The 25,207-nt window shown below is 73.2% G+C and carries 20 protein-coding genes; 12 read left to right on the forward strand and 8 right to left on the reverse strand.

Annotation, left to right across the window (positions count from 1 at the left end):
• Positions 1–118 precede the first annotated feature (118 nt).
• The gene (locus ACPOLB_RS16630) at positions 119–2,164 is read left to right on the forward strand and encodes a primosomal protein N' (RefSeq protein ID WP_425257131.1); all 2,046 of its coding nucleotides are present in this window, start codon (positions 119–121) and stop codon (positions 2,162–2,164) included.
• Positions 2,165–2,233: 69 nt separating this feature from the next.
• On the forward strand, positions 2,234–3,517 hold the full coding sequence (locus ACPOLB_RS16635) for a solute carrier family 23 protein (protein WP_425257133.1): 1,284 nt from the start codon (positions 2,234–2,236) through the stop codon (positions 3,515–3,517).
• Positions 3,518–3,540: 23 nt separating this feature from the next.
• Here the strand turns inward: ACPOLB_RS16635 and ACPOLB_RS16640 are convergent, their stop codons facing one another.
• A complete protein-coding gene (locus ACPOLB_RS16640) occupies positions 3,541–4,506 on the reverse strand; it encodes an AEC family transporter (protein ID WP_425257134.1) in 966 nt (321 codons plus the stop codon).
• Positions 4,507–4,622: 116 nt separating this feature from the next.
• Between ACPOLB_RS16640 and sppA the strand changes: the two genes are divergently transcribed.
• From sppA to ACPOLB_RS16655, 3 genes are read left to right on the forward strand one after another with little or no spacing between them, the layout of a single operon-like run.
• The gene (gene sppA / locus ACPOLB_RS16645; protein ID WP_425257135.1) at positions 4,623–6,479 is read left to right on the forward strand and encodes a signal peptide peptidase SppA; all 1,857 of its coding nucleotides are present in this window, start codon (positions 4,623–4,625) and stop codon (positions 6,477–6,479) included.
• Positions 6,480–6,535: 56 nt separating this feature from the next.
• Entirely contained in the window at positions 6,536–7,348 is an 813-nt protein-coding gene (locus ACPOLB_RS16650; protein ID WP_425257136.1) for a substrate-binding periplasmic protein, read from the forward strand.
• 10 nt (positions 7,349–7,358) lie between these two features.
• Positions 7,359–9,890 (forward strand): CHASE domain-containing protein, encoded by a 2,532-nt coding sequence (locus tag ACPOLB_RS16655; RefSeq protein ID WP_425257137.1) that lies wholly within the window; start codon positions 7,359–7,361, stop codon positions 9,888–9,890.
• Here the strand turns inward: ACPOLB_RS16655 and ACPOLB_RS16660 are convergent.
• Both ACPOLB_RS16660 and ACPOLB_RS16665 read right to left on the reverse strand, forming a co-directional pair.
• Entirely contained in the window at positions 9,864–10,943 is a 1,080-nt protein-coding gene (locus ACPOLB_RS16660; protein ID WP_425257138.1) for a serine/threonine-protein kinase, read from the reverse strand. The two genes, ACPOLB_RS16655 and ACPOLB_RS16660, sit on opposite strands and share 27 nt — an antisense overlap.
• Before the next feature lie 37 nt (positions 10,944–10,980).
• A complete protein-coding gene (locus tag ACPOLB_RS16665; RefSeq protein WP_425257139.1) occupies positions 10,981–12,033 on the reverse strand; it encodes a homocysteine S-methyltransferase family protein in 1,053 nt (350 codons plus the stop codon).
• 101 nt (positions 12,034–12,134) lie between these two features.
• Between ACPOLB_RS16665 and ACPOLB_RS16670 the strand changes: the two genes are divergently transcribed.
• The 4 genes from ACPOLB_RS16670 to ACPOLB_RS16685 are packed head-to-tail and all read left to right on the forward strand — an operon-like array spanning position 12,135 to position 15,013.
• Entirely contained in the window at positions 12,135–12,917 is a 783-nt protein-coding gene (locus tag ACPOLB_RS16670) for a transporter substrate-binding domain-containing protein (protein WP_425257141.1), read from the forward strand.
• A gap of 16 nt (positions 12,918–12,933) precedes the next feature.
• Positions 12,934–13,587: an amino acid ABC transporter permease gene (locus ACPOLB_RS16675; protein ID WP_425257142.1), complete on the forward strand. Its 654-nt coding sequence runs from the start codon at positions 12,934–12,936 to the stop codon at positions 13,585–13,587.
• Between the two features lie 6 nt (positions 13,588–13,593).
• Positions 13,594–14,247: an amino acid ABC transporter permease gene (locus ACPOLB_RS16680; RefSeq protein WP_425257143.1), complete on the forward strand. Its 654-nt coding sequence runs from the start codon at positions 13,594–13,596 to the stop codon at positions 14,245–14,247.
• Complete coding sequence (locus ACPOLB_RS16685; RefSeq protein WP_425257144.1) at positions 14,231–15,013, forward strand: amino acid ABC transporter ATP-binding protein; 783 nt, start codon at positions 14,231–14,233, stop codon at positions 15,011–15,013. Before ACPOLB_RS16680 ends, ACPOLB_RS16685 begins: the two co-directional genes overlap by 17 nt.
• On the opposite strand, the gene ACPOLB_RS16690 is transcribed toward ACPOLB_RS16685, so the two are convergent.
• The 5 genes from ACPOLB_RS16690 to ACPOLB_RS16710 form a co-directional block, all read right to left on the reverse strand.
• Positions 15,014–17,389, reverse strand: coding sequence for an ATP-binding protein (locus ACPOLB_RS16690; protein WP_425257145.1), 2,376 nt, complete (start codon positions 17,387–17,389; stop codon positions 15,014–15,016).
• Between the two features lie 79 nt (positions 17,390–17,468).
• Positions 17,469–19,706: an ATP-binding protein gene (locus tag ACPOLB_RS16695; RefSeq protein WP_425257147.1), complete on the reverse strand. Its 2,238-nt coding sequence runs from the start codon at positions 19,704–19,706 to the stop codon at positions 17,469–17,471.
• A complete protein-coding gene (locus ACPOLB_RS16700) occupies positions 19,696–20,940 on the reverse strand; it encodes an ABC transporter substrate-binding protein (RefSeq protein WP_425257148.1) in 1,245 nt (414 codons plus the stop codon). The genes ACPOLB_RS16695 and ACPOLB_RS16700 overlap by 11 nt, the downstream gene beginning before the upstream one ends.
• A 103-nt stretch (positions 20,941–21,043) precedes the next feature.
• Entirely contained in the window at positions 21,044–21,295 is a 252-nt protein-coding gene (locus tag ACPOLB_RS16705) for a BTH_I0359 family protein (protein ID WP_425257149.1), read from the reverse strand.
• A gap of 77 nt (positions 21,296–21,372) precedes the next feature.
• On the reverse strand, positions 21,373–22,470 hold the full coding sequence (locus ACPOLB_RS16710) for a DUF3108 domain-containing protein (RefSeq protein WP_425257150.1): 1,098 nt from the start codon (positions 22,468–22,470) through the stop codon (positions 21,373–21,375).
• A 74-nt stretch (positions 22,471–22,544) separates the two neighbouring features.
• On the opposite strand from ACPOLB_RS16710, the gene ACPOLB_RS16715 reads away from it, so the two are divergent.
• The 3 genes from ACPOLB_RS16715 (at position 22,545) to ACPOLB_RS16725 (ending at position 25,207) form a co-directional block, all read left to right on the forward strand.
• On the forward strand, positions 22,545–23,555 hold the full coding sequence (locus tag ACPOLB_RS16715) for a fumarylacetoacetate hydrolase family protein (RefSeq protein ID WP_425257151.1): 1,011 nt from the start codon (positions 22,545–22,547) through the stop codon (positions 23,553–23,555).
• Positions 23,556–23,630: 75 nt separating this feature from the next.
• Positions 23,631–24,629, forward strand: coding sequence for a TraB/GumN family protein (locus tag ACPOLB_RS16720; protein ID WP_425257152.1), 999 nt, complete (start codon positions 23,631–23,633; stop codon positions 24,627–24,629).
• Positions 24,626–25,207: a PhaM family polyhydroxyalkanoate granule multifunctional regulatory protein gene (locus tag ACPOLB_RS16725; RefSeq protein WP_425257153.1), complete on the forward strand. Its 582-nt coding sequence runs from the start codon at positions 24,626–24,628 to the stop codon at positions 25,205–25,207. The genes ACPOLB_RS16720 and ACPOLB_RS16725 overlap by 4 nt, the downstream gene beginning before the upstream one ends.

The following is a 25,207-nucleotide window of genomic DNA, read 5'->3' on the forward strand; positions in this document are numbered from 1 at the left end:
CCCACAAAGTTATCCACAATTTCTGTGGGCAGCTTCAAAAGTCGTTGCCAATCAGGCACTTGGGCACGTTCGTTGAGGTGAAACCGAGATGTCCGGTGCAACTGCCGCAGGTCCGGCGATGAGCGCGGCCGCGCGCTGCGTCGTCGCGGTCGAGACGCCGCAGCATGCGTCGTTGGGCGGGTTGCTCGACTACCTGTGTGAGCAGCCACTCGCGCCCGGCACGCTGCTGCGCGTGCCGCTGGGCCGCCGCGAGGTGCCCGGCATCGTGTGGGACGCCGCGCCCGACAGCGCTGCCACCGACGGGCAGCTGCGCCCGGTTGCCGAGGCGCTGGACGCCTTGCCGCCGTTGGGAGACGCGTGGCGCCGCCTGGTGGACTTCGCGGCGGCCTACTACCAGCGCGGTGTCGGCGAACTGGCGCTGGCCGTGCTGCCGCCCGAGTTGCGCAAGCTCGACAACACGCAGCTCGGCCGGCGTGTGGCCAAGCTGCAGAAGCTGCCGCCGCTGCCGCCCGCCGCCGACCCCCCGGCGCTGCCGCCGCTCACCGACGAGCAGGCCGCGGCGCTGGCAGCGCTGGCAGGTCCGGGGAACGGCAGCACGCCGGCGCTGCTGCACGGCGTCACCGGCAGCGGCAAGACCGAGGTCTACCTGCGCGCCGCCGACGCCGCGCTGGCGCAGGGCCGGCAGGTGCTGGTGCTGGTGCCCGAGATCAACCTGACGCCGCAGCTCGAAGCGCGCTTTGCCGCGCGCTTCCCGGGCCGGCGGCTGGTCAGCCTGCACAGCGCGCTGACGCCGGCGCAGCGCCTGCGCCACTGGATGCTGGCGCACCTGGGCGGGGCCGACCTGGTGCTGGGCACGCGGCTGGCGGTGTTCGCACCGCTGCCGCGGCTGGGGCTGGTGGTGGTGGACGAGGAGCACGACCCCAGCTTCAAGCAGCAGGAAGGCGCGCGCTACTCGGCGCGCGACCTCGCGGTGTGGCGCGCGGTGGATGCCGGCGTGCCGGTGCTGCTGGGCTCGGCCACGCCGTCGCTGGAGACCTGGCAGCGTGTGCAGGAAGGCCGCTACCGCCGGCTGGCGCTGGACCAGCGCATCGGCGGTGGCGCGATGCCGCGCGTGCGCCTGTTCGACATGAACACGCTGCCGCGCGAGCGCGGCGTCGAGCAGCCGGCGCTGGCGCCGCCGCTGCTGGAGGCCATCCGCCAGCGGCTGGAACGCGGCGAGCAGAGCCTGCTGCTGCTGAACCGCCGCGGCTACGCGCCGGTGCTGCACTGCGGCGCCTGCGGCTGGAAGAGCGGCTGCCCGCACTGCAGCGCCTGGCGTGTGTTCCACAAGCTCGACCGCACGCTGCGCTGCCACCACTGCGGTTTCACCGAACGCGTGCCGCGCGCCTGCCCCGACTGCGGCAACCTCGACATCGCCCCGGTGGGGCGCGGCACCGAGAAGCTCGAAGAGCAGCTGGCGGCGCTGCTGCCCGGCGCGCGCGTGGCCCGCATCGACGCCGACAGCACGCGTGCCGTGGGCGCGCTGGAAAGCCAGCTCTCGGCCGTGCATGCCGGCGACGTGGACGTGCTGGTGGGCACGCAGATGGTGGCCAAGGGCCACGACTTCCGCCGCATCACGCTGGTGGCCAGCGTGAACGCCGACGCGGCGCTGTTCGCCAGCGACTTCCGCGCGCCCGAGCGGCTGTTTGCGCTGCTGATGCAGGCCGCCGGCCGCGCCGGGCGCGATGCCGAGCAGGCCGCGCGCAGCGAGATGTGGATCCAGACCTGGCACCCCACGCACGCGCTGTACGCGGCGCTGAAGCGGCACGACTACGCCGCGTTCGCCGCCAGTCAGCTGGACGAGCGCCGCAGCGCCAGCCTGCCGCCCTTCAGCCACCTGGCGCTGGTGCGGGCCGAGGCGAAGACGGTGCAGGCCGCCACCGAGTTCCTGAACGCCGCGGCCGCGCTGGCCGCCGGCGCGTCGCACATCAGCGTCTACCCGGTGGTGCCGCCGGCCGTCTCGCGCGTGGCCGACGTGGAGCGGCTGCAGATGCTGCTGGAGTCGCCCTCGCGCCCGGCGCTGCAGCGCTTCCTGGCCGGCTGGCTGCCGCAGCTGCAGCCGCTGCGCAGCCAGCACAAGGGCGTGCTGCGCTGGGCGGTGGACGTGGACCCGCTGGCGATCTGAAGCTCCGTACACTGCGCTCCGGCCGGGCCCGCTGCGTGGGCCCGCCTGCACAAGAACGAGGAGCCCCCCATGAGCCTGATCCCCACCTGGCGCCGCGTCGCGCCTACCCCCGGCGTGGTCGTCGCCCCCGACGAACGCCTGCCCTGGCCGCAGACCGTGGCGATGGGCGTGCAGCACGTCATCGCGATGTTCGGCGCCACGGTGCTGGCGCCGCTGCTGATGGGCTTCGACCCCAACGTCGCGATCCTGATGAGCGGCGTCGGCACGCTGATCTTCTTCGTCATCGTCGGCGGCCGCGTGCCCAGCTACCTGGGCAGCAGCTTCGCGTTCATCGGTGTCGTCATCGCCGCCACCGGCTACGCGGGGGGTGGCGCCAACGCCAACCTCGGCGTGGCGCTGGGCGGCATCATTGCCTGCGGTGTGCTGTACACCGCCATCGGCCTGCTGGTGATGGCCACCGGCACCGGCTGGATCGAACGCCTGATGCCGCCCGTGGTGACCGGCGCGGTGGTCGCGGTGATCGGCCTGAACCTGGCCGGCATCCCGATCAAGAACATGGCGCCCACCGGCTTCGACGCCTGGATGCAGGGCCTCACGTTCCTGTGCGTGGCCGTGGTCGCGGTGTACACGCGGGGCATGACGCAGCGGCTGCTGATCCTGGTGGGCCTCATCGTCGCCAGCCTGCTGTACGCGCTGCTGACCAACGGCCTCGGGCTGGGCAAGCCGATCGACGCCAGCGGCATCGCCAACGCCGCCTGGTTCGGCCTGCCGAACTTCGCGGCACCCGTGTTCGACGGCCGCGCGATGCTGCTGATCGCGCCGGTGGCCATCATCCTCGTGGCCGAGAACCTGGGCCACATCAAGGCCGTCTCGGCGATGACCGGCCGCAACCTCGACCGCGACATGGGCCGCGCCTTCGTCGGCGACGGCATCGCCACGATGGTCTCGGGCGCCAGCGGCGGCACCGGCGTCACCACCTACGCCGAGAACATCGGCGTCATGGCCGCCACCAAGATCTACTCCACCGCGATGTTCGTCGTGGCCGCGCTGATCGCGGTGCTGCTGGGCTTCAGCCCCAAGTTCGGCGCGCTGATCCAGGCCATCCCGCTGGCGGTGATGGGCGGCGTGTCGATCGTCGTGTTCGGCCTCATCGCGGTGGCCGGCGCGAAGATCTGGGTCGACAACAAGGTCGACTTCTCGGACAACACCAACCTCATCGTCGCCGCGATCACGCTGGTGCTGGGCACGGGTGACTACACGCTGAAGTTCGGCGACTTCGCGCTCGGCGGCATCGGCACCGCCACCTTCGGCGCGATCCTGCTGTACGCGCTGCTCGGGCGGCGCAAGGCCTGAGCCGGGCCGGCCCCGGCGCGGCGTCAGCCCGCGCCGGGGCTGAACAGCCAGGCCGTGCCCGAGAAGGTCAAGAAGGCCAGCGCCGTGCTGGCCATGATGATGCGCGCGATGCGGCCGTTGTCGGCCTGGTAGCGCTCGGCCAGCAACGAGACGTTGCTGGCGCTTGGCAGCGCGGCGGCCAGCACCAGCACGCCCAGCTGGTAGGGCGACAGCGGCGCGCCCAGCACCAGCAGCGCGCTGCCCAGCGCCAGCACCAGCAGCGGGTGCAGCAGGTTCTTCACCAGTGCCACGGGCACGAAGTCGGCCGGCGGCGTGCGCGTGTGCGCATGCTGGCCGGCGCGCCAGAGCACGGCGCCGATCGTGAACAGCGCCACCGGCGTCGAGGCGTCGGCCAGCATCTTCACCATCACGTCCAGCGGCCCGGGCAGCTGCAGGCCGGCCAGGCCCATCAGCGCGCCGGCCACCACGGACCACGGCAGCGGGTTCGACAGCGCACCGCGCAACGCCCGCAGCGCCGCGGTGCGCGAGCCGTGGCCCGAGGCCTCGTGCGCCTGCGCGATGGCGATGCAGGCGGAGGTGGTGACGAACAGGTCGGCCACCACGATGCAGATCACCGGCCCGGCCGCAGCCGGGCCGAGCAGCGCCACCACCAGCGGCACGCCCATGAAGCCGGTGTTCGGGAAGCTCGCCACCAGCGCGCCGAACGACGCGTCCTTGAGCCCGACGCGGTCGTTCAGCGACAGCGTGATCGTCAGGAACACGATCAGCGCCGCTGCCAGCAGCCAGGTGGCCAGCACCGCGGGGTTCAGCAGCTCCAGCACCGGCGTGTTCATGCCGAAGCGGAACAGCAGGCACGGCAGCGCGAAATACAGCACGAAGGCGTTGAGCCCGGGGATCGCGCTTTCGGGCAGCACGTGGCGGCGCCCCGCCAGATAACCGGCCAGCACCAGGGCGAAGAACGGGACGGTGACGGCGAGGATGGCCTGCATGTGCGGGCAGGATTGTGGCCGATGCCCCTGCAGGCTCCCGGCCGGATGGCGTACGCTGGCGTTCTGCGCCGCCGCCGCGCCTTCCGGAGAGCACCATCGCCACGACGTCCCCCACCGTGTTCAGCCGCCTGCGCGGCGCCCTCGCCTGGCTGTGGTGGCTGGTCGACGCCAGCCGGCGCACACTGCTGAACCTGCTGTTCCTGCTGCTGCTGGCCGGGCTGGCGTGGCTGCTGCTGCGCAACACCGCGCCGCCGCCGCTGCAGGACAACACCGCGCTGGTGCTGGCGCTGCGCGGCCCGGTGCACGAGCAGTTCCACGGCAGCATGCGCGAGAACGCGCTGAAGCAGCTGCGCGGCCAGCCGCTGCAGCAGGCGCGGCTGCGCGACGTGCTGACCGCGCTGGACGCCGCCGCCCAGGACCCGGCCATCGCGCGCGCGGTGCTGGTGCTCGACGACTTCGCGGGCGCCGGGTTGCCGACGCTGCGCGAGATTGCGGCCGCCATCGAGCGCTTCAAGGCCAGCGGCAAGCCGGTCGTGGCCTGGGGCTCGGGCTTCGACCAGCGCCAGTACTACCTGGCGGCGCACGCCACCGAGGTCTGGCTGCACCCGATGGGCGCGGTGCTGATCGAAGGCTTCGGCGGCCACCGCAACTACTACAAGGACGCACTCGACAAGTTCGGCGTCACCGCGCACGTGCTGCGCGTGGGCGCGTACAAGAACGCGGCCGAGAGCTTCGTCGCCAGCGAGCCGTCGGCCGAGACGCTGGAAGCCGACCGGCTGCTGTACGACACGCTGTGGGCGGCCTACACCGGCGGCGTCGAGCGCGCGCGCAAGCTGCCGGCCGGCAGCATCAGCGCCACGATCGAGCAGCTGCCCGAACGCCTGGCCGCGGTGGGCGGCGACCTGGCGAAGCTGGCGCTGAAGGAGCAGCTCGTCGACGCGCTGAAGACGCGCGACCAGCTGCGCGCCTCGCTGATCGAGCAGGGCGCCCGCGACGGCCCCAGCTTCCGCCAGATCCCCTACGAGGCCTACCTGCAGCGCGTGAAGCGGCCCACCGGCAGCGAGGCCGTCGGCGTCATCGTGGCCGAAGGCGGCATCGTCGACGGACAGGCCGGCGGCGGGGCCATCGGCGGTCTGTCCACCGCCGAGCTGGTGCGTCGCGCCCGCGACGACCAGGCCATCAAGGCCATCGTGCTGCGCGTGGACTCGCCCGGCGGCAGCGCCTTCGGCAGCGAACTCGTGCGCCGCGAGCTGGAGCTGACGCGCCAGGCCGGCAAGCCCGTGGTGGTGTCGATGGGCGACCTGGCGGCCTCGGGCGGCTACTGGATCGGGCTGGCGGCCGACGAGGTGATCGCCGACGAGACCACCATCACCGGCTCGATCGGCGTGGTGGCGCTGCTGCCCAGCGCCGAACGCGCGCTGGACCAGCTGGGCGTGCGCACCGGCGGCCACACCACCACGTGGCTGGTCGACGCCTACGACCTGCGGCGCGGCCTCGACCCGCGCTTCGCGCAGGTCATCCAGAGCAGCATCGACCACATCTACGCCGACTTCACGAGCCGGGCAGCCACCGCGCGCAAGACCACGCCCGACGCCATCAACGCCGTGGCCGGCGGCCGCGTCTGGACCGGCGCGCAGGCGCGCGAACGCGGCCTGGTGGACCGCACCGGCAGCTTCGCCGACGCGCTGGCCGCGGCGGCGCAGCGCGCGCAGCTCGGCGACGGCCACCGCGTCGTCTACATCGAACAGCAGCCCGGCCGCACCGAGCGCCTGCTGTCGCTGCTGGGCGCCGAGATCGCCACCGCGCTGGGGCCGCCGGCGGCGGCCACGGGCCCGCTGCCGCTGCTGCAAGGCGCGCCGGCCGTGCTGTGGCAGACCGTGCACGACGACCTGTCGTGGCTGGCCGGTGCCGCCGCCGGCGCCCCGGGCAGACCCTTTGCCGCGATGGCGCATTGTCTGTGCAGTCCGCCCTGAAGTCCGGGCGCCTGCTGCCGATCTCCGTTGGGCGTTCCTGCATGCCGAGTGGATCCATGCTGCATCTCCTGTTCCTGCTGCGCCGCCCGGTGCGGGCCGCCGCCGTGGTCGCCGTGGCCGTGGCCGCGGCGCTGCCCGTGGCCGCCACCGAGCGCCCCGACTGCACGCGCCCGCTGACGCTGGGCCTGCACGAGCACGGCCTGCTGTACTCGGCCGAGACCGGCCAGGGCATCGACCGCGACCTCGCCGACGAGCTGGCGCAGCGCAGCGGGTGCCGCATCACCACCACGCTGCTGCCGCGCGCGCGCATCTGGCAGCTCGTCGAGTCGGGCGCGCTGGACTTCAGCCTGTCGGGCATCAGCAACCCGGCGCGCGAACGCTTCGCCGCGTTCGCCTGGACCTTCACGAACAAGTACTACCTGCTGGTGCACAAGGATGCCGGCGTGCAGAGCCCGGCCGAGTTCCTGGCGCGCCCGGAGCTCAAGCTGGGCGCCATCCGCAGCTACCGCTACAGCGCCAGCGCCAACCGCCTCGTCGATGCGCTGGAGGCGCAGCGCCGCGTCAGCTACGCCAGCGCGCTCGACCCGCTGTACGAGGTGCTGCTGGACGGCCAGCTGCAGGCCATGATCATCGAACCCTTCGACTACCCGACGCTGCAGAACGCGCGCATCCGCGCGCAGACGCAGATCCTCGAGTTCGACGACCCGCCGGTGCCGCACGGGCTGATCATGTCGAGGAAGGCGCTGCCGCCGGCGCAGCTGGAGGCCTGGCGCGCGCTGGTCGACGGCATGCGCGCCGATGGCACCGTGCAGCGCATCTTCGAGAAGTACTTCAAGCCCGACCTGGCGCGCGAGATGACGCGCTTCTAGGGCACCGAGCGTGCGACTGCGCCGTCTGCCCCCGGTCCTGTGGCCCGTGCTCGTGGGCCTGCTGTCGCTGGCCATCACGGCGTGGCTGTGGCAGCACGAGCATGCGTCGCAGCAGCGCCACCTGCGGGACAACTTCGACTTTGCGCTGCGCCAGGCCGTCACGCGCATCGAGCAGCGCGTGAGCAGCTACGAGCAGATGCTGCGCGGCACGCGCGGGCTGTTCGAGTCCTCCGACGAGGTCACCGCCGCCGACTTCGACAACTACGTCGATGCGCTGGCCGGCGGTGCCGACTTCAGCGGCCTGCGCAGCCTGGCCTATGCACCGCTGGGCGCCGACCGGCAGACCGCCGTGGTGGCGGTGGCCGCGCCGGCCAGCGAACACGCCAGCGCGCTGCAGGGCCGCGACCTGCTGGCCGACCCCGACCTGCGCGAGGCCATGCTGCGCGCGCGCGACACCGGCCGCGCGGCCATCACGCGCCGCCTGTGGGTGCCGGCGTCCGCCGCCGGGACGGTGGAACCGGCCTTCATGCTGTTCATGCCGGTGTTCGAGCGCCGGCAGCCGGCCGACACGGTGGCGCTGCGCCAGGCGCGGCTGGTGGGCTGGATCGGCGCCAGCTTCCGCGTGCGCGACGTCATGTCCAGCCTGTACGGCGAGGGCCTGCCGGGCATCGACGTGCTGGTCTACGACGGCGTGCGCATGGGCGACGACACGCGGCTGTTCCCGCAGGTCGCGGGCATCGCGCTGCCGCAGGCGGCGCTGCAGGCGCAGGAGTACATCGGCTTCGCCGGCCGCAGCTGGACGGTGCAGGTGCGCAGCCGCGACGGCTTCGCGCACGCGGGCGCGGTCGACGTGGTGCGCGGCATCGCCATCGCCGGCGTGGCCTTCAGCGCGCTGCTGGCGCTGCTGACCTGGCAGCTGGTGACGGCGCGCGAACGCGCCACTGCCGCCGCGCGCGTGATGACGCGCCGCCTGCGCGACAGCGCCGAGCAGTACCGCCGCATCGTCGACACCGCCGACGAGGGCATCTGGATGCTCGATGCCGCGGGCCGCACCAGCTTCAGCAACCCCAAGCTGCAGGCGCTGCTGGGCTGCAGCGCGGCGCAGCTGGCCGGCCGCCCGTGCAGCGACTTCATGGAGCCGGCCGATTGCGCCGCGCTCGCCGCGGGCACCGTGCAGCAGCGCGAGCTGCGCCTGCGCCGCGCCGATGGCAGCGTGCTCTGGGCCACGCTGTCCACCAGCACCGTCACCGACGACGAGGGCCGGCCCGCGGGGCAGCTGGCCATGGTCACCGACATCACCGCGCGGCGCCAGGCCGACGAGCGCCGGGCCGCGCTGGAAGCGCAGCTGCTGCAGTCGCAGAAGATGGAGGCCATCGGGACGCTGGCCGGCGGCATCGCGCACGACTTCAACAACATCCTGGCCGCCACGCTGGGGCAGGTGGCGCTGCTGCAGCACGAGCTGGCCGACCACCCCGCTGCGCGCGAGCGGCTGACGCAGATCCGCCAGGCCAGCGAGCGCGCGCGCAGCCTCGTGCAGCAGATCGTCACCTTCAGCCGCCAGGGTCCGCGCCACGCGCAGGCGCTGGTGGTGCAGCCGCTGCAGCCGCTGCTGCAGGAGACCGCGGCGCTGCTGCGCTCGACGCTGCCGGCGCAGGTGGAACTGCAGCTGCTGCTGCCGCCCGAGCCGCTGCACGTGGGCGCCGACGCGGCGCAGATGCAGCAGGTGCTGATGAACCTGTGCACCAACGCCTGGCATGCCATGCAGGGCAGCAGCGGGCACATCGAGGTCGGCCTGGAGCGCTGTGCCGTGGCCCCGGGCGCCGTCGTCGGCCAGCCGGCCGGTCCGTACGCGCACCTGTGGGTGCGGGACGACGGTTGCGGCATGGACGACGAGACGCGCCAGCGGGTCTTCGAGCCCTTCTTCACCACCAAGCCGGTGGGGCAGGGCACGGGGCTGGGGCTGTCGGTGGTGCATGGCGTCGTCGCGGCCCACCGCGGCGTGATCACGGTGCGCAGCGTGCCTGGCCAGGGCAGCTGCTTCGACCTGTACCTGCCGCTGGCGGCGCCGCTGCAGCCGGTGGGCGGGGCAGGGCCGGCGCCGGCGGCCGCGACCGCACCGCGCGGCCGCGGCGAGCACCTGCTGTACGTGGACGACGACCCGGTGATGGTGGCGCTGGCCTGCGAGCTGTTGCAGCGCCAGGGCTGGCAGGTCAGCGGGCAGAGCGACCCGCGCGCGGCGCTGGCGCAGCTGCAGGCCGGCCCGGTGGACTGGGACCTGCTGGTCACCGACTTCAACATGCCCGAGATCTCGGGCCTGGACCTGGCCCGCGCGGCGGCAAGGCACCAGCCCGGCCTGCCGGTGATCCTGACCTCGGGCTTCGTCTCCGAGGACTTGCGCGTCGAGGTCGCGCAGGCCGGCGTGGTGGCGGTGGTGCAGAAGGAGTTCACGCTGGAGCAGCTGCTGCCCGCCGTGCAGGCCGCGCTGGCGGCGCGCAGGCCTGCGGCGGCCGCCGTCTCAGCCGAACCAGCGGCGCCAGCCTGAGGCGATCCAGCCGCGCAGTCCGCGGCGGGATGGTGCCGGCGGCGCGGGGTCGGCCGCGGGGGCCGGCGCGGCCGGGGCCGGCACCGGCGGCAGCGCGGCCTCGTCGCGCAGGAACAGCGCCTGCAGCGCCGCCATGTCCTGCGGCCGGCCGGCGGGCCAGATCGCCAGGCCGGCGTCGATGGCGGCGAGGAAGGGCGCGCCGTAGCGTCCGGCGCCGACCTGGCGCGCCGGCGGCAGGTCGTCCTTCACGACGCGGGCGATCGCCGACGGCGGCACCTGGCCGGCGAGTGCCGTGTACAGCAGCGCGCACAGCGCGTAGACGTCGGTCCACGGGCCCTGGCGCATCGTGCCCTCGCCGTCGTACTGCTCCACCGGCGAGTAGCCGGGCTTGAGGATCGCGGTGAGGTTCTGCGTCGCGTCGCTGATGACGCGCCGTGCGGCGCCGAAGTCCAGCAGCAGCGGCCGCGGCGGCTGCTCCAGGAAGCTGGCGGCTGCGTGGCGGTCGTGCAGCAGCAGCACGTTGTCGGGTGCGATGTCGCGGTGGAAGCACTGCTGGCTGTGCAGTGCGTGCAGGGCCTGCATCAGCTGCCCGGCCAGCACGCGCAGCCAGGCCTCGCTGGGCGGCGCGCCCAGGTTGTTCAGCCACTTGCGCAGCGTCAGGCCGTCGTAGAAGGGCATGACCATGTAGGCGCTGCCGTTGTCGGCCCAGAATCGGTACACCTTGACGAGCGCCGGGTGGTCGAAGGCCGCCAGCAGCCGTGCCTCGTTCAGGAAGCTCTTCAGGCCCAGCGCGAAGTGGGCGTGGTGCGCCGCCGAGCGCGGCACCACCGCGCCGCCCGGGCCGCGCGTGGCCAGCGCTGCCGGGATGTATTCCTTGAGCGCCACCACGCGGCCCAGCCGCGTGTCGCGGGCGCGGTAGACGATGCTGAAGCCGCCGACGCCCACCAGCCCCTCGACCACGTACTCCTGCAGCCGGGTGCCCGGCGGCAGCTCGCTGCCGACGTCGCGCCGCGGCACCAGCTGCGTCTTCGGGAAGTCGTCGGGCGCGGGCACCACTGGGTCGGTTCGCGCGGGGCCCGTTTGCAGCGTCTCAGGCGGCCAGCAGACCCGTGAACAGCGGGTCGTGGCGCGTGCGCGGGCGGTAGCCGCCGACGCGGCGCGCGATCTCGGCGATGTGCTCGGGCGTGGTGCCGCAGCAGCCGCCGGCGATGTTCAGGAAGCCGCTCTTCGCGAACTCCTCCATCAGCGCGCCGGTGACCGGCGGCGTCTCGTCGAAGCCGGTGTCGCTCATCGGGTTGGGCAGGCCGGCGTTCGGGTAGCAGCTGATGTAGGTGTCGCCGGCCACCTTGGCCAGCTCCTCGATGTAGGGCCGCATCAGCGTCGCGCCCAAAGCGCAGTTCAGGCCCACGGCCAGCGGCCGCGCGTGGCGCACGCTGTGCCAGAACGCGGCCACGGTCTGCCCGCTGAGGATGCGGCCCGAGGCGTCGGTGACGGTGCCCGAGATCACCACCGGCAGGCGCTCGCCGGTGTCCTCCATCAGCGCGTCGAGCGCGAAGATCGCGGCCTTCGCGTTCAGCGTGTCGAAGATGGTCTCGACCAGGAACAGGTCGCAGCCGCCTTCGAGCAGGCCTTCGGCCTGTTCGCGGTAGGCGTCGCGCAGCTCGTCGAAGCTGACGTTGCGCGCGCCGGGGTCGTTGACGTCGGGGCTGATGCTGGCGGTGCGCGGCGTGGGGCCCAGCGCGCCGGCCACGAAACGCGGCTTGTCGGGCGTGCTGAACTTGTCGCAGGCCGCGCGGGCGATGCGCGCGGCCTCCACGTTCAGCTCGCGCGCGACGTGCCCCAGGCCGTAGTCTTCCTGCGCGATGCGCGTGGCGCCGAAGGTGTTGGTCTCCACCAGGTCGGCACCGGCGGCCAGGTACTGCTCGTGGATCTCGCGGATCACGTCGGGCCGCGTCAGCTGCAGCAGGTCGTTGTTGCCGCGCAGGTCTTTCGCGTGGTCCTGGAAGCGGCTGCCGCGGAAGTCGGCCTCGCTCAGCTTGTAGCGCTGGATCATCGTGCCCATCGCGCCGTCGATGATGGCGATGCGCTGGGCAAGCACGCCGGGCAGGGCCTGGCCGCGGGTGTAGGCGATGGGGGCGTTCATGGCGTCGATTGTAGGAAGCCTGTCAAGCCCAGCCGTGGTGCATCGCCCTGGCATGGAACCTGCCCTTGTGCAGGTTCGCACCGCACACCGAGGACGACACGATGCACCCCACCCGACGCCTGCTGCTGGCCACCCTGGCCTGCGCCGCCTGCACCCCCGCGCTGGCCCAGACCGCGCTGGACGACATCCTGAAGGCGAAGACGATCAAGATCGCCATCCCCACCGACTCGCCGCCCTACGGCTTCGTGGGCACCGACCTGCAGCCGCAGGGCCTGGACGTGGACATGGCCCGGCTGATCGCCTCCAAGCTGGGTGTGAAGGCCGAGCTGGTGCCGGTGATCAGCGCCAACCGCATCCCGTACCTGCAGACGAAGAAGGCGCACCTGGTCATCTCCACGCTGGGCAAGAACGCCGAACGCGAGAAGGTCATCGACTTCACGGCCGCGTACTCGCCGTTCTTCCAGGCCGTGTTCGCGGCCAAGACGCTGCCGATCAAGAGCTACGCCGACCTTGCCGGCAAGAGCGTGGCCGTGACCCGCGGCGCGATGGAAGACCAGGAACTGGCCAAGGTGGCGCCGGCGGGTGTGGACGTGAAGCGCTTCGAAGACAACAACGCCACCGTGGCCGCCTTCGTGGCCGGGCAGACGCAGGCCATCGCGGTGGGCGCGGCGGTCGCCGGCGCGATGATGCAGAAGAGCCCGCAGCTGGGCACCGAATACAAGCTGCTGCTGAAGGACAGCCCCAACTTCATCGGCGTCGCCAAGGGGGAAGACGCACTGAAGACGCGTGTCAACGCCATCATCGCCGAGGCCCGCAAGGCCGGCGAGATCGAGAAGCTGTCGATGAAGTGGCTGGGCCGGCCGGCGGGCAACCTGCCCGAGTGAGCGGCGGCAGCCCGGCATGTTCGATTTCGGCGCGGTGCTGGCCGAATGGCCGCTGCTGGCCGCGGGTGTGGCCTGGACGCTGGGCCTCACCGCGGTGGCGCTGGCCATCGGCATGGTGGTCGGCGTGGCCTGCGCCTGGGCGCGCGCCAGCGGGCCGGCGCCGCTGCGCTGGGTGGTGGGCGCGTACGTGGAGCTGATCCGCAACACGCCCTTCATCGTGCAGCTGTTCTTCATCTTCTTCGGCCTGCCGGCCGCCGGCGTGCGGCTGTCGCCGGAGCTGGCCTCGCTGATCGCGATGGTGGTGAACCTGGGCGCCTATGCGACCGAGATCGTGCGTGCCGGGCTGGAAGCCACGCCGCGCGGCCAGATCGAGGCCGCGCAGAGCCTGGCGCTGGACCGCTGGCAGATCTTCAGCCGGGTCGTGCTGCCGCCGGCGCTGCGCAAGGTGTGGCCGTCGCTGGTGAGCCAGATCGTCATCGTGATGCTGGGCTCGGCGGTGTGCGGCCAGATCAGCACGCCCGAGCTCAGCCACGCCGCCAACCTGATCTCCAGCCGCAACTTCCGCAGCTTCGAGGCCTTCTTCATCGCCACCGGCATCTACCTGCTGCTGGCCATCGCGCTGCGCCAGCTGCTGCACTGGGCCGGGCCGCGCTTCGTCTTCGGCAGGTGACGCACGATGGTCGAGTTCAGCCTCTGGGACATCTACCGCAACCTGCTGCTGGCCGCGCGCTGGACGGTGGCGCTGTCGCTGATCGCCTTCGTCGGCGGCGGCCTCGTGGGCGCGCTGCTGCTGGTGGCGCGGCTGGCGAAGTGGCCGGGCGCCGAGCGCACCGTCGGCCTGTACGTGCAGCTGTTCCAGGGCACGCCGCTGCTGATGCAGCTGTTCCTGGCCTACTTCGGCATCGCGCTGCTGGGCGTGGAGACCTCGGCCTGGACCGCCGCCGCGGTGGCGCTGACGCTGTACACCAGCGCCTTCCTGGCCGAGATCTGGCGCGGCTGCGTCGCCAGCATCCCCAGGGGCCAGTGGGAGGCCGCCGCCAGCCTGGCGCTGGGCTTCGGCGAGCAGCTGCGCCACGTGATCCTGCCGCAGGCGCTGAAGATCGCGGTGCCGCCCACCGTGGGCTTCCTGGTGCAGGTGGTCAAGGGCACGGCGCTGGCCTCGGTGATCGGCTTCGTCGAGCTCACCAAGGCCGGCAGCATGATCAGCAACGCCACCTTCAAGCCCTTCGTCGTGTTCAGCGCCGTGGCGCTGCTGTACTTCGCGCTCTGTTTCCCCATCAGCCTGTGGGCGCGGGGCCTCGAAAGGAAGCTGCATGCAGCCCGCCGCTGAAACCGCCCCGGCCGCCGAGACCGCGGACCGGCCCGCCATCGTGCGCATCACCGCGCTGCGCAAGTCCTACGGCAGCAACGAGGTGCTCAAGGGCATCGACCTCGACGTGCAGCGTGGCGAGGTCGTGGCCATCATCGGCAAGAGCGGCTCGGGCAAGAGCACGCTGCTGCGCTGCATCAACGGCCTGGAGAGCTTCCAGGACGGCAGCATCAGCGTCGACGGCAAGCCGCTGCTGCACGACAGCGCGCTGGCCATGCGCACGCTGCGCCAGCGCGTGGGCATGATCTTCCAGAGCTTCAACCTGTTCCCGCACCTCAGCGTCGGCCGCAACGTGATGCTGGCGCCGACGCTGGTGAAGAAGACCCACGGCAGCGAGGCCGCTGAAACCGCGCGCAAGCTGCTGCAGCGCGTGGGCCTGGCCGAGAAGTTCGACGCCATGCCCGAGCAGCTCTCGGGCGGCCAGCAGCAGCGCGTGGCGATCGCCCGCGCGCTGGCGATGCAGCCGGCGGTGCTGTTGTGCGACGAGATCACCAGCGCGCTCGATCCCGAGCTGGTGGGCGAGGTGCTGCGCGTGGTGGAAGGCCTGGCCGACGACGGCATGACGCTGCTGATGGTGACGCACGAGATGAACTTCGCGCGCAAGGTCAGCGACCGCGTGCTCTTCATGCACCAGGGCCGCGTGCACGAGATGGGACCGCCGGCGCAGCTGTTCGGCAACCCGCAGACGCCGGAGCTGCAGCAGTTCCTGGGCTCGCTGCAGGACTAGTCAGGGCTGCACGAAACCCACGCCGCGGCGCTGCCGCACCTCGGGCTTGACGCGGTGCTCGGCCTCGAGCTGCGACAGGAACGCGTCGGCGTCGAAGGTCTCGCCCAGGATCTCCACCTGCCGCCGCACCGCGGCGAAGTCGCCCGGCACCAGCAGGTCCAGCTGCGCCAGCCGGCTGCGCTGCTCGGCCGTCAGCGCTGCGGCATCGCCCGCCAGCGCCTCGGCGACGAACATGCGCTCGCGCTGCGCCGGCTGCAGCGCACGGAAGCGGATCTTGAACGTGAAGCGCCGCAGCGCGGCTTCGTCGAGGTCGTCGAACAGGTTCGTGGTGCAGATGAAGACGCCGGCAAAGCGTTCCATGCCCTGCAGCAGCTCGTTGACCTCGCTGACCTCGTAGTGGCGCTCGGCCAGGCGGCGGCTGCGCAGGAAGCTGTCGGCTTCGTCGAGCAGCAGCACCGCGCCCTCGGTCTGCGCCTGCTCGAACATGCGCGCCAGGTTCTGCTCGGTCTCGCCGACGTACTTGCTGGCGATGTCGCTGGTCTGCCGCACCATCAGCGGCTTGCCCAGTGCGTGCGCGATGTGCTCGGCCAGCGCGGTCTTGCCGCTGCCGGGCAGGCCGTGGAAGCACAGCGTGCTGCTGACCTGGTCGCCACGGCGCTGCAGCGCCTCGACGATGCGCGGCAGCGCGAAGCGGCTGTCCACGTTCAGCAGCGACAGGTCGTAGTGCGTCACCACCGGCCGCGCGCCGCGTTCCTGGCCGGCGGTGCCGAGTGCCTTGTCGGCGTTGGCGAGCTGGCGCTGGATGAGCGCCTCGCACGCGTCGGCTTCGGCTTCGGCTTCGGCGTCGGTGGCGGCCGTGGCCGTGGCGGCAGTGGCCGCGTCGGCGCGCGCCAGGCGCGCGAACCGCACCGCGGTGCGGATCTGCGCCGGCGTCAGCGCGCGCCGCTCGGCCAGCTTCGCGGCGAAGCCGGGGCGCACCGGCGCACCCGCCAGCGCACGCTGCACCAGCCCTTCGCGCGCGCCCGGCGGCGGGCTCAGCAGCTGCAGGTGGTACTGGAAGCGGCGGCGGAAGGCGGGGTCGATCTGCTCGATGCGGTTGGTGACCCACAGCACCGGCACCGGGTTGGTCTCCAGGATCTGGTTGACCCAGGCCTTGCCGCTGACGCTGCTGTTCATGCCGCCGCCGATGCCGTCGCTGCTGTCGAGCCGCGCGATCAGCTGCGCGGCTTCGCTGCTGATGGGCGGGAACACGTCTTCCACCTCGTCGAACAGCAGCGCCACGCCGGGGCTGCCCTTCAGGAAGACCTGGCTGATCTGCAGGCTGCGGTAGCGGTCGCGGCCGCTGAGCGAATTGCCGTCGCGGTCGGCGTACTCCACCTCGTACAGCTCCAGGCCCGCGGCCGCGGCGCACACCTTCGCCAGCTCGGTCTTGCCGGTGCCCGGCGGGCCGTACAGCAGCACGTTGACACCCGGCTCCTTGCGCTCGGCGGCGTGCTGCAGCAGCGCGGTGAGCACCTGCACGTCGTCGGCGACGAAGCTGAAGTCGGCCGGCGCCAGCTCGCTCTTGCTGGCCGGCCGCGTGAACACCGCCATCAGGTCGTTGGGGCCGTGGTACTCGCGCATCAGCACCGGCGGCAGCTGCTCGCTGACCTTCATCAGGTCGGCCAGGTCGGTGATGTTCTGCTCGGAGATGAGGTTCTCCACCATGCCGATGCGTTCCAGCCGCGAGCCCGCGCGCAGCGCCTCGGCCACCTCGCCGGCCTCGACGCCGGCCACGGCGGCGATCGCGGCATAGGCCTCCTGCGCGTTGCTGACCTTGAACTCCACCAGCAGCCCGCGCAGGTCGCGCTGGTAGCGTGCGAGGGTGCCGTACAGCAGCAGCGCACGTTCGGCCGGGTTCAGCTGCAGCAGCCCGGCGAGCGCGTCGATGTTCTTCTGCACCAGCGTGCTCTGCTTCTTCAGCCGCCGCTCCAGCCAGTCGCAGGTGGTGGCCAGCACCGTCAGCAGGTCCTTCGGCGCGTCCTTGATGTACTCGTCGATGTAGAAGAAGAGCGTGCCTTCCTCGTAGGGCCCGCGCCAGGGACCGTGGCGGGCGATGAAGGCGTCGTCGTCCAGCGCCTCGTGGCCCTTCCACTGCGCGTTGCCGCGGCAGCGCTGGTGCAGGAAGGCCCGCACCCGGGCCAGCACGGGCAGGGGCCACACGAGGTGGCGGCCGGTCAGCGACAGCAGGCTGTTCCAGTCGCGGCGCAGGTTGAAGCGGCCGGCCTGGCGCAGCGTGAGCGTCAGCACGAAGTGCGAACAGAGCGTGTCGAGCAGGGGCGCCTCGGCCAACCCCGGCGACAACACCCAGCGCGCTTCGACGGGGCTTCGAGCCATCGTGCAGCCTCCAGTGACGGTTGCGCACCATCTTGACCCAGGGCGGGGCCAGCGGCAAGCCCCGCCGGCCGGGGCAGGTTCAGGCGGGGCGTGCCGGCAGCCAGCGCTGCAGCTGCTGCTGCAGCTGCTCGGGCGTGATGGGCTTGGCGACGTGGTCGTTCATGCCCGCGGCCAGGCAGGCAGCGCGGTCGTCGTCGAGCACGCCGGCCGTCATCGCGATGACGGGCAGCGTCCGCCAGCGCGCGTCGGCACGCAGCTGCCGCGTGGCGGCGTAGCCGTCCATGCCCGGCATGTGGCAATCCATCAGCACCGCGTCGACGGCCGGCACGCTGGCCAGCAGGTCCAGTGCCTGCGCGCCGCCCGCGGCCTGCAGCGGCGTCACGCCCAGCATCGCCAGCAGCTCGACCGCGATCTGCCGGTTGATCTCGTTGTCGTCCACCACCAGCACACGCCGTCCCAGCAGCGCCGGCACCGGTGCCACGGGCCCGGCCGCCGGCGCCGCCACGGGCGCGGCCGGTTGCTGCGCGGGCCGCGCCAGCGCCAGCGTGAACGTGAACAGCGAACCCAGGCCGGCCGTGCTGTGCACCTCCAGCCGGCCGCCCATCAGCCCGACCAGGCGCTGCGAGATCGCCAGGCCCAGGCCGCTGCCCTGGTGGCGCCTGCTGGCCGAGGCGTCCACCTGCGAGAACGGCTGGAACAGCGCCGCCTGCTGCTCGGGCGTCATGCCGATGCCGGAGTCCTCGACCTCGAAGCCGATCACGCAGCGCTCGGGCGCGAGGGCCTGGCACCGCAGCCGCAGGCTGACGCGGCCGTGGTCGGTGAACTTCACGGCGTTGCCGAGCAGGTTGATCAGCACCTGGCGCAGGCGCGGGGCGTCGCCTTCCAGCGTGGTCGGCAGCGCGGGGTCGACATCGACCTGCAGCGCCAGGCCCTTGTCGGCAGCGGCCAGTTCCAGCGTCTCGGCCACGCCGGCCACGAGCGCGTCGACCTCGAAGGGTTGGGGGTCCACCGCCAGCTTGCCGGCATCGATGCGCGAGAAGTCGAGGATGTCGTTGATGACGCCCAGCAGCGCCTGCGCCGCGCGCTGGGCCTTGCCGACCTGCTCGCGCTGGCGTGGCTCCATCGGTGCGCGCAGCGCGAGGTACAGCATGCCGAGCACCGCGTTCATCGGCGTGCGGATCTCGTGGCTCATCATGGCCAGGAACTCGCTCTTGGCGACGTTGGCGGCCTGCGCCTCGTTGCGCGCCTGCACCAGCGCGTCGACCTGTGCCGCCAGGCGGCGGTTGGCGTCGCCCATCGAGTCGGCCATCTGCCGGAACGCGCGCGCCAGCGCGCCGATCTCGTCGGGCGTGTCGAGCTGCGGCGGCAGCACCACGGCCTGGCCGCTGGCGGCGTGGCGCGACAGCGTGGCGAGGTCGTCCAGCGGGGCGACGATGCGCCGCACCAGGCGCTGCGTGACGGCCACGGCCAGCGCCGCCAGCAGCAGCCCCAGCAGCAGGTAGCCCACCACGACCGGTGCGAACGGCAGCTCGCCCGTGCCCGGCGGCAGCCCCACGCGCACGGCCAGCCGCAACGGTGCGAGCGCGCTCGTCTCGGGCAGCACGAGCGGGCGCGTGATCTCGGCGCCGTCCGACCCCGGTGGCGGCGCGCCGGCCACGTGCACGGTGGCGTCTGCGCTGCCCGGCGCCTGCAGCGCCGCCAGCGGCAGCCGCGCCAGCAGCACGCCCTCGTGGGTGTTGGTCAGCGGGAACAGCACCGGCACCGCCAGCGCCAGCCAGGTGCCGCCGCTGCCGTCGGTGTGCAGCGCCACGAGCCGCGTGCCGCCGGCCAGCGCCTGCTGCACGGAGGCCGCGTCGCCGCATCCGGTCTGGGGGTCTGCGGCGCCGGCGCGGGCCGAGCCGTCGCTGCCGATCACGGTGTTGTCGCTGTCGCACAGGCGCAGCGCCGCGCCCTGCCTGTGCAGCGGGTGCTGCGCCAGGAAGGGTCCGAGGTAGGCGTCGCGGCCTTCGGAGTCGGACAGCGCATTGATCACGAAGGTGTTGAGTGCCAGGGCCTGCACCCCCGACTCGAACTGCGCCAGTGTGTCGGCAGCCCCGCGCGCGGCGTGGCCGGCGCGCATGTCGAGCAGCGCGGCTTCGTAGCTGCCGGCCATCCAGCGGGTGAGCGCCAGCGCCGCCACCAGGGCCAGCGCCAGCAGGCCCAGCGTCAGCAGCGCGACCCACAGTGCCACGCGGTTGGCCACGCGCCGTGTCGCCCAGCGACGCAGCCGCGCCGGCACCAGGCCGCCTGCGGCCGCCGGCGTGGTCTCAGGTGGCACGGACGAGCACGCCGTCGGCGTCGAAGCGCGCGATGTACAGGTCGCTCTCGGCCAGGGCTTCGTGGCGCGTGGGCGTGAACGGCGCCGGGTAGTCGCGGATCAGGCCGTTGTAGGCCGGCGCGCGCTCGAGCGCGTCGCGCAGGCCCGTGCGCGACGTGCTGCCGGCGAGGTCGATCGAACGCGCGACGATGTGCGTCAGGTCGTAGGCCTGCGCCAGGCCCCCGACCGACGGCACGGTGCGGCCGTTGCCGCCCAGGCGCTGCAGCGCCGCGGCACGCACGGCCGCGGCGCGCGGCCGCCGGTCGTTGCCGAAACCGAAGGCCTGCACCACGCCCAGGTCCACGGTGGCCAGCGCGCCGCGCGCGGCCGCGTGCAGGTCGCCGCCGGTGACGCCGGTGTGCGCCAGCACCGGGCGGCGCATCGCCTGCGCCATGGCCGCCACGGACAGCAGCAACTCGGCGCCTTCGCGGTAGTTGCCGATGAACAGCACCGCCTCGGCGCCGGCCTGCACCAGCTCGCCGTAGCGCGCGGCGATGACCTCGGGGCCGTCGGTGTAGTTGAACCAGCGCGTGGCCACCATGCGCTGGGTCGGCATGCGCGCGGCCAGGTGGGCGGCCAGCGCGCGGTCGCTGCTGCGTCCCCAGGCGGTGTTGACGGCCAGCATGCCCAGCGTGCGCTGGCCGCGGCGCGCGGCATGGGTCGACATCAGCGGCAGCGCCCAGCGGTCGGGCACCGCCAGGCGGAAGGTGTAGCTGGGCCGGTGCGCGTGCTCGATGATGCCGTCGGCCGATGCCCAGGGGTCGAACAGCGGCAGCCGCAGCGTGTGCACCAGCGGCAGCGACTCCAGCACCGTGGGGCTGAAGCGGCCGCAGAAGACGCCGACCAGGTCGGGCATCTCGGCGAACTCGCGCAGGTGGCGCGCGGTGCGCGGCGGCATCGCGCGGTTGTCGCGGGTGACGAGGGTCAGCGGGCGCCCGCCGAGCACGCCGCCGGCGGTGTTGATCTCGTCGAGTGCGATCTCGATGCCGGCCTGGATGGCTTGTGCCGAGCTGCTGCCGGCGACGCCGAATTCACCGTCGAAGCCCAGCAGCACCGGTTGGGCCGCCCGCAGCGCGCGCGGCGCGAGCGCTGCGGCGCCGATGCCCGCGGCCGTGGCCCAGTGCAGCAGACGGCGCCGCCGCACTGCAGTCGGCGATGCCGGGACCGCGGCATCGGGAACATCGGTGCTGCACATTCCGAGATGATAGGCTCGCGCAGACTGTGGACGCTACGGTCATGCGTGACTTTCCGACGCCGCCTGGAACGCCGCCGCCGCGGGGGGGCGGGGGGCGGCCGGTTCAGTGCATGCGCAGCGGCTGCGGCGAGAAGGCGGTGTAGCCCTCGATGAAGCTGTCGAAGTCCTCGGCCGACGGCGTGCCGTCGACGAGCGCCTGCACGCCCTGCTCGAAGTGCTCGGCGATCGCGCCTTCCAGGAAGATGCCGCGGCGCGCGACCTTGTCGACGATCTCGTAGCCGCCGCGCGACAGCGCGCCATCGGCCACGTCGAACTGCACGACGGTGAAGCAATCGGAGTTGTAGAGCATCTGCATCGGTGAACCCTCCAGCGCAGCAGGTCGGGCCGCCGGCGCGGAATTCAAGCCGGCGCGGCGTCCGCCGCGGCGCACCGCTACAGCGGGCGCGCCGACGTGAGCAGGAACTCGGTGCTGTCGTCGGACTGCGGCACGCTCAGCCGCACCCGCACCGGCAGGTGGTTGCGCGCGGGGTCGAGCCAGATCTCGCCCAGCGTGTCGTAGGGCTTGCGCGGCTCGCGGCGCAGACGCAGCGTGTCGGCGGTGCGGCCCGCAGGCAGGTCCAGGGTCTCGCGGCCTTCGACCGTGAAGGTCCAGACGTCGGCGTCGCCGCGCGCGCCGACCACGAACAGGTGCACCTGCCGCCCGGGCACGAAGGCCGCCGCATCGGCCTCGACGATGGCCGACAGCTGCAGCATCCAGCTCAGGCGGTCCTGGCTGCCGGGATGCAGCGGGTAGCTGACCTGCGGCCCCGAGAACGTGATGCGCCCGGCGTCCGCGCCGCTGCGCTGGAAGTTGGCCGCGCGCACGTCGCGGCTGCGGCGGCGGTCGACGAAGCGCTCGGGTGCGATGCCGGCGCTGTCGATGCCGCCTTCGCTGCGCCAGTCCAGCACCTTGATCGAGAACGCCGTGCCTTCCATCGACAGCGTGTAGCGCCCGTCCGCCGGGCGCCAGGCCAGCTCGCCGCTGCCCTGCAGCGCGCCCCGGCGCAGGTCGTAGCGCAGCAGCACCGGGGCCGGCAGCCGCGTGGCGTAGACGGGCAGGGGCTGCCCGCCGGCGTCGGGGTCGGGCGGCGACGCTGCGGCCGAAGCGCCAGCGCCTGGCGCTGCTGCCGGCGGGGCAGCCTCCGGCGCTGCTGGCGGCGCGGCCTGCGCCACCACGGCCGCGCTGGCGGGCGGCTCGGCCTGGGGCGCCGCGGCCACCGGCGTGGGCGGGGCTGGTGGCAGCGGCGGCGGTGGCGGCTCGGCCGCGGCCACTTCGGCGGCTGCTGGCACCACGACGGGCGCGGGCGCCGCGGCGATCTGGCGCACCTGCACCCGGGGCTGCGCGCCGCCGCGCCAGCCGTCGCCCACGCCCACGGGCAGCAGACCGAGCAGCAGCGCGTGCGCCAGCAGCACCGCGCCCAGCAGCGGCAGCAGCACGCGCCAGGCGCGGCTCGGCCGGGAAGGTGGCGGGTGGTCGGTGGGGTGCAGCACCGCACAATACTGCCACCAAGCAGCCGGCGTGCTGCGTCCATGCCGCTCCGCGGCCCGCAACCCCGCCCCCACCGATGAAACTCGCCACCTTGAAGGACGGCTCGCGCGACGGCCAGCTCGTCGTCGTCTCGCGCGACCTGACCCAGGCCCATTTCGCCAGCGGCATCGCCACGCGGCTGCAGCAGGTGCTGGACGACTGGAACTTCCTCAGCCCGCAGCTCGACGAGCTGTCGGTGACGCTGAACCACGGCAAGGCGCGCCACGCGTTTGCCTTCGACCCGCAGCAGTGCATGGCGCCGCTGCCGCGCGCCTACCAGTGGGCCGACGGCTCGGCCTTCCTCAACCACGTCGAGCTGGTGCGCCGCGCGCGCAACGCCGAGGTGCCCGCCAGTTTCTACACCGACCCGCTGATGTACCAGGGCGGCAGCGACGACTTCCTCGGCCCCTGCGACCCCGCCGTGTTCGCCGACGCCGCCTGGGGCATCGACTTCGAGGCCGAGGTCGCGGTGATCACCGGCGACGTGCCGCAGGGCAGCGACGCGGACGCGGCGCTGGAGGGCATCCGCCTCGTGCTGCTGGCCAACGACTGGAGCCTGCGCCACCTGATCCCCGACGAGCTCGCCAAGGGCTTCGGCTTCTTCCAGAGCAAGCCCGCCACGGCCTTCAGCCCGGTGGCCGTGACGCCCGACGAACTGGGCCCGGCCTGGCAGGGCGGACGCCTGCACCTGGCGCTGGACAGCCACTGGAACGGCCGCCGCGTCGGCCACTGCGACGCCGGCCCGGAGATGACCTTCCACTTCGGCCAGCTCATCGCCCACATCGCGAAGACGCGCAACGTGCGCGCTGGCAGCATCGTCGGCTCGGGCACCGTGAGCAACAAGGACTGGAGCCGCGGCGTCAGCTGCATCGCCGAGCAACGCGCCATCGAGACCATCGAGCGCGGCGCGCCGCAGACCGGCTTCCTGCAGCACGGCGACCGCATCCGCATCGAGATGGCCGGCGCCGACGGCCAGAGCCTCTTCGGCGCCATCGACCAGGCGGTGGTCGTGCCGGCGGCCGCGGCCGAACCCGAAGCTGCGGACTGACCGACGCACGGCCTGCAACGGCCGTCGGCGACCCGTCGCACGGCAGGCCCGTCGCGGCTGTGGCATCGTGCCGGCATGCAACGACTGCTGCGCCGCCTGGCTGCCGGGCTCACCTGCCTGCTGGTTGCGGCTGCACCGGCTGCAGCCGCCCCGGCCTGCCCGCCGCCCCCGCAGGCGCCCACCCCCGAGCAGCTGGAGGCAGCGCGCCAGACCGACCGCGGCCTGCTCTGGCACCTGCGGCGCGACGGCCGCAGCCTGTGGCTGTACGGCACCGTGCACCTGGGCCGGCCCGAGTGGATGCAGCCCGGCCCGCGCGTGGCCGAGGCGCTGGCCGCCAGCGAGGTGCTGGCCCTGGAGATCGACCCCACCGACCCCGCCGTGCAGCAGGCCCTGGCCCAGCCCGATGCCGCCGCCGCGCCGCTGCCGCCGGCCCTGCTGGCGCGGCTGGGCGCGCAGGTGGCCGCGGCCTGCCTGCCCGCGGGTGCGCTGGACGGCATGGCACCGGCGATGCAGGCCGTGGTGCTGTCGGTGCTGCGGGGGCGCTGGCTCGGTCTGGACCCGGCGTTCGCGCAGGAAGTGGCGCTGGCGCAGGCCGCACGCCGGGACGGCCGCCGCATCGTCGCGCTGGAGACGGTGGCCCTGCAGCAGCAGGTGCTGGCGCCGGCCGAGCCCGAGGCGGCGCGGGTGCAGGTCGAGCAGGCGCTGCAGCAGCTCGAAAGCGGCAGCGGCCGCGGCACCATCGCGCGCATGGCGCGGGCCTGGGAGACCAGCGACCTGGCGGCCCTGGAAGACCACGCCAGCTGGTGCGACTGCGTGCGCAACGACGCCGAGCGCGCGGCGATGCAGGCGCTCAACGACGCCCGCAACCCGGCGCTGGCCGACGGCATCGAGGCCCTGCACCGCGCCGGCCGGCCGGTGTTTGCCGCGGTCGGCGCACTGCACATGACCGGCCCGGCCGCGCTGCCGCGGTTGCTGGCCGCGCGCGGCTTCGAGGTGCAGCAGGTGCTGCCCGCGCCGGGGGCACAATCGTCCGCAGCCGTCGGCACCACGACGGCACGAGGAGACGCCCGATGAGTGCTGCGAACGAGTTCGGCAAGTTGGTGCCCGGCTTCGACTTCCTGCAGAACCTGTGGAAGGGTGCCGGCAGCAGCCTGCCTGCGATGGGCCAGTGGATCGCACCCACGCTGGAGCCCGAGGAACTGGACAAGCGCATCGGCGAGCTGCGCACGGTGCAGTTCTGGCTGGAGCAGAACGCGCGCCTGCTGGGCGCCACGATCCAGGCGCTGGAAGTGCAGCGCATGACGCTGACGACGCTGAAGACGATGAACCTGCCGCTGGCCGAGCTGCAGGAATCGATGAAGCTGCGCGTGCCGGAGCCGGTTCCTGCGCCTGCGCCTGCCCCGGCGCCGGCTGCGCCGGCATCGCCGGCCCCGGCCGCCGGCGCGGCCGGCCCGGTCGACCCGATGCAGTGGTGGGGCGCGCTGACGCAGCAGTTCTCCGAGCTCGCGGCCAGCGCGCTGAAGGACGGTGCGGCCGCGGTGCCGGCACCGCCGGGCGCCGCCGCCAAGACCGCGCGCGGCGGCAAGCCCGCTGCCGCGACAGCCCGCTCCGCCGCACCGCGCAAGGCAGCGGGCCGCAAGCGCGCGGCCTGA

The sequence above is a fragment of the Rubrivivax soli genome, assembly GCF_049810355.1.
GTDB lineage: Bacteria > Pseudomonadota > Gammaproteobacteria > Burkholderiales > Burkholderiaceae_C > Rubrivivax.

What these genes read in the sequence shown, in the direction of transcription:
- ACPOLB_RS16630 (WP_425257131.1), top strand. Translation starts at nt 119, where the DNA reads ATGAGCGCGGCCGCGCGCTGCGTCGTCGCGGTCGAGACGCCGCAGCAT.
- ACPOLB_RS16635 (WP_425257133.1), top strand. Translation starts at nt 2,234, where the DNA reads ATGAGCCTGATCCCCACCTGGCGCCGCGTCGCGCCTACCCCCGGCGTG.
- ACPOLB_RS16640 (WP_425257134.1), bottom strand. Translation starts at nt 4,506, where the DNA reads ATGCAGGCCATCCTCGCCGTCACCGTCCCGTTCTTCGCCCTGGTGCTG.
- ACPOLB_RS16650 (WP_425257136.1), top strand. Translation starts at nt 6,536, where the DNA reads ATGCTGCATCTCCTGTTCCTGCTGCGCCGCCCGGTGCGGGCCGCCGCC.
- ACPOLB_RS16665 (WP_425257139.1), bottom strand. Translation starts at nt 12,033, where the DNA reads ATGAACGCCCCCATCGCCTACACCCGCGGCCAGGCCCTGCCCGGCGTG.
- ACPOLB_RS16670 (WP_425257141.1), top strand. Translation starts at nt 12,135, where the DNA reads ATGCACCCCACCCGACGCCTGCTGCTGGCCACCCTGGCCTGCGCCGCC.
- ACPOLB_RS16675 (WP_425257142.1), top strand. Translation starts at nt 12,934, where the DNA reads ATGTTCGATTTCGGCGCGGTGCTGGCCGAATGGCCGCTGCTGGCCGCG.
- ACPOLB_RS16680 (WP_425257143.1), top strand. Translation starts at nt 13,594, where the DNA reads ATGGTCGAGTTCAGCCTCTGGGACATCTACCGCAACCTGCTGCTGGCC.
- ACPOLB_RS16685 (WP_425257144.1), top strand. Translation starts at nt 14,231, where the DNA reads ATGCAGCCCGCCGCTGAAACCGCCCCGGCCGCCGAGACCGCGGACCGG.
- ACPOLB_RS16690 (WP_425257145.1), bottom strand. Translation starts at nt 17,389, where the DNA reads ATGGCTCGAAGCCCCGTCGAAGCGCGCTGGGTGTTGTCGCCGGGGTTG.
- ACPOLB_RS16700 (WP_425257148.1), bottom strand. Translation starts at nt 20,940, where the DNA reads ATGTGCAGCACCGATGTTCCCGATGCCGCGGTCCCGGCATCGCCGACT.
- ACPOLB_RS16705 (WP_425257149.1), bottom strand. Translation starts at nt 21,295, where the DNA reads ATGCAGATGCTCTACAACTCCGATTGCTTCACCGTCGTGCAGTTCGAC.
- ACPOLB_RS16715 (WP_425257151.1), top strand. Translation starts at nt 22,545, where the DNA reads ATGAAACTCGCCACCTTGAAGGACGGCTCGCGCGACGGCCAGCTCGTC.
- ACPOLB_RS16720 (WP_425257152.1), top strand. Translation starts at nt 23,631, where the DNA reads ATGCAACGACTGCTGCGCCGCCTGGCTGCCGGGCTCACCTGCCTGCTG.
- ACPOLB_RS16725 (WP_425257153.1), top strand. Translation starts at nt 24,626, where the DNA reads ATGAGTGCTGCGAACGAGTTCGGCAAGTTGGTGCCCGGCTTCGACTTC.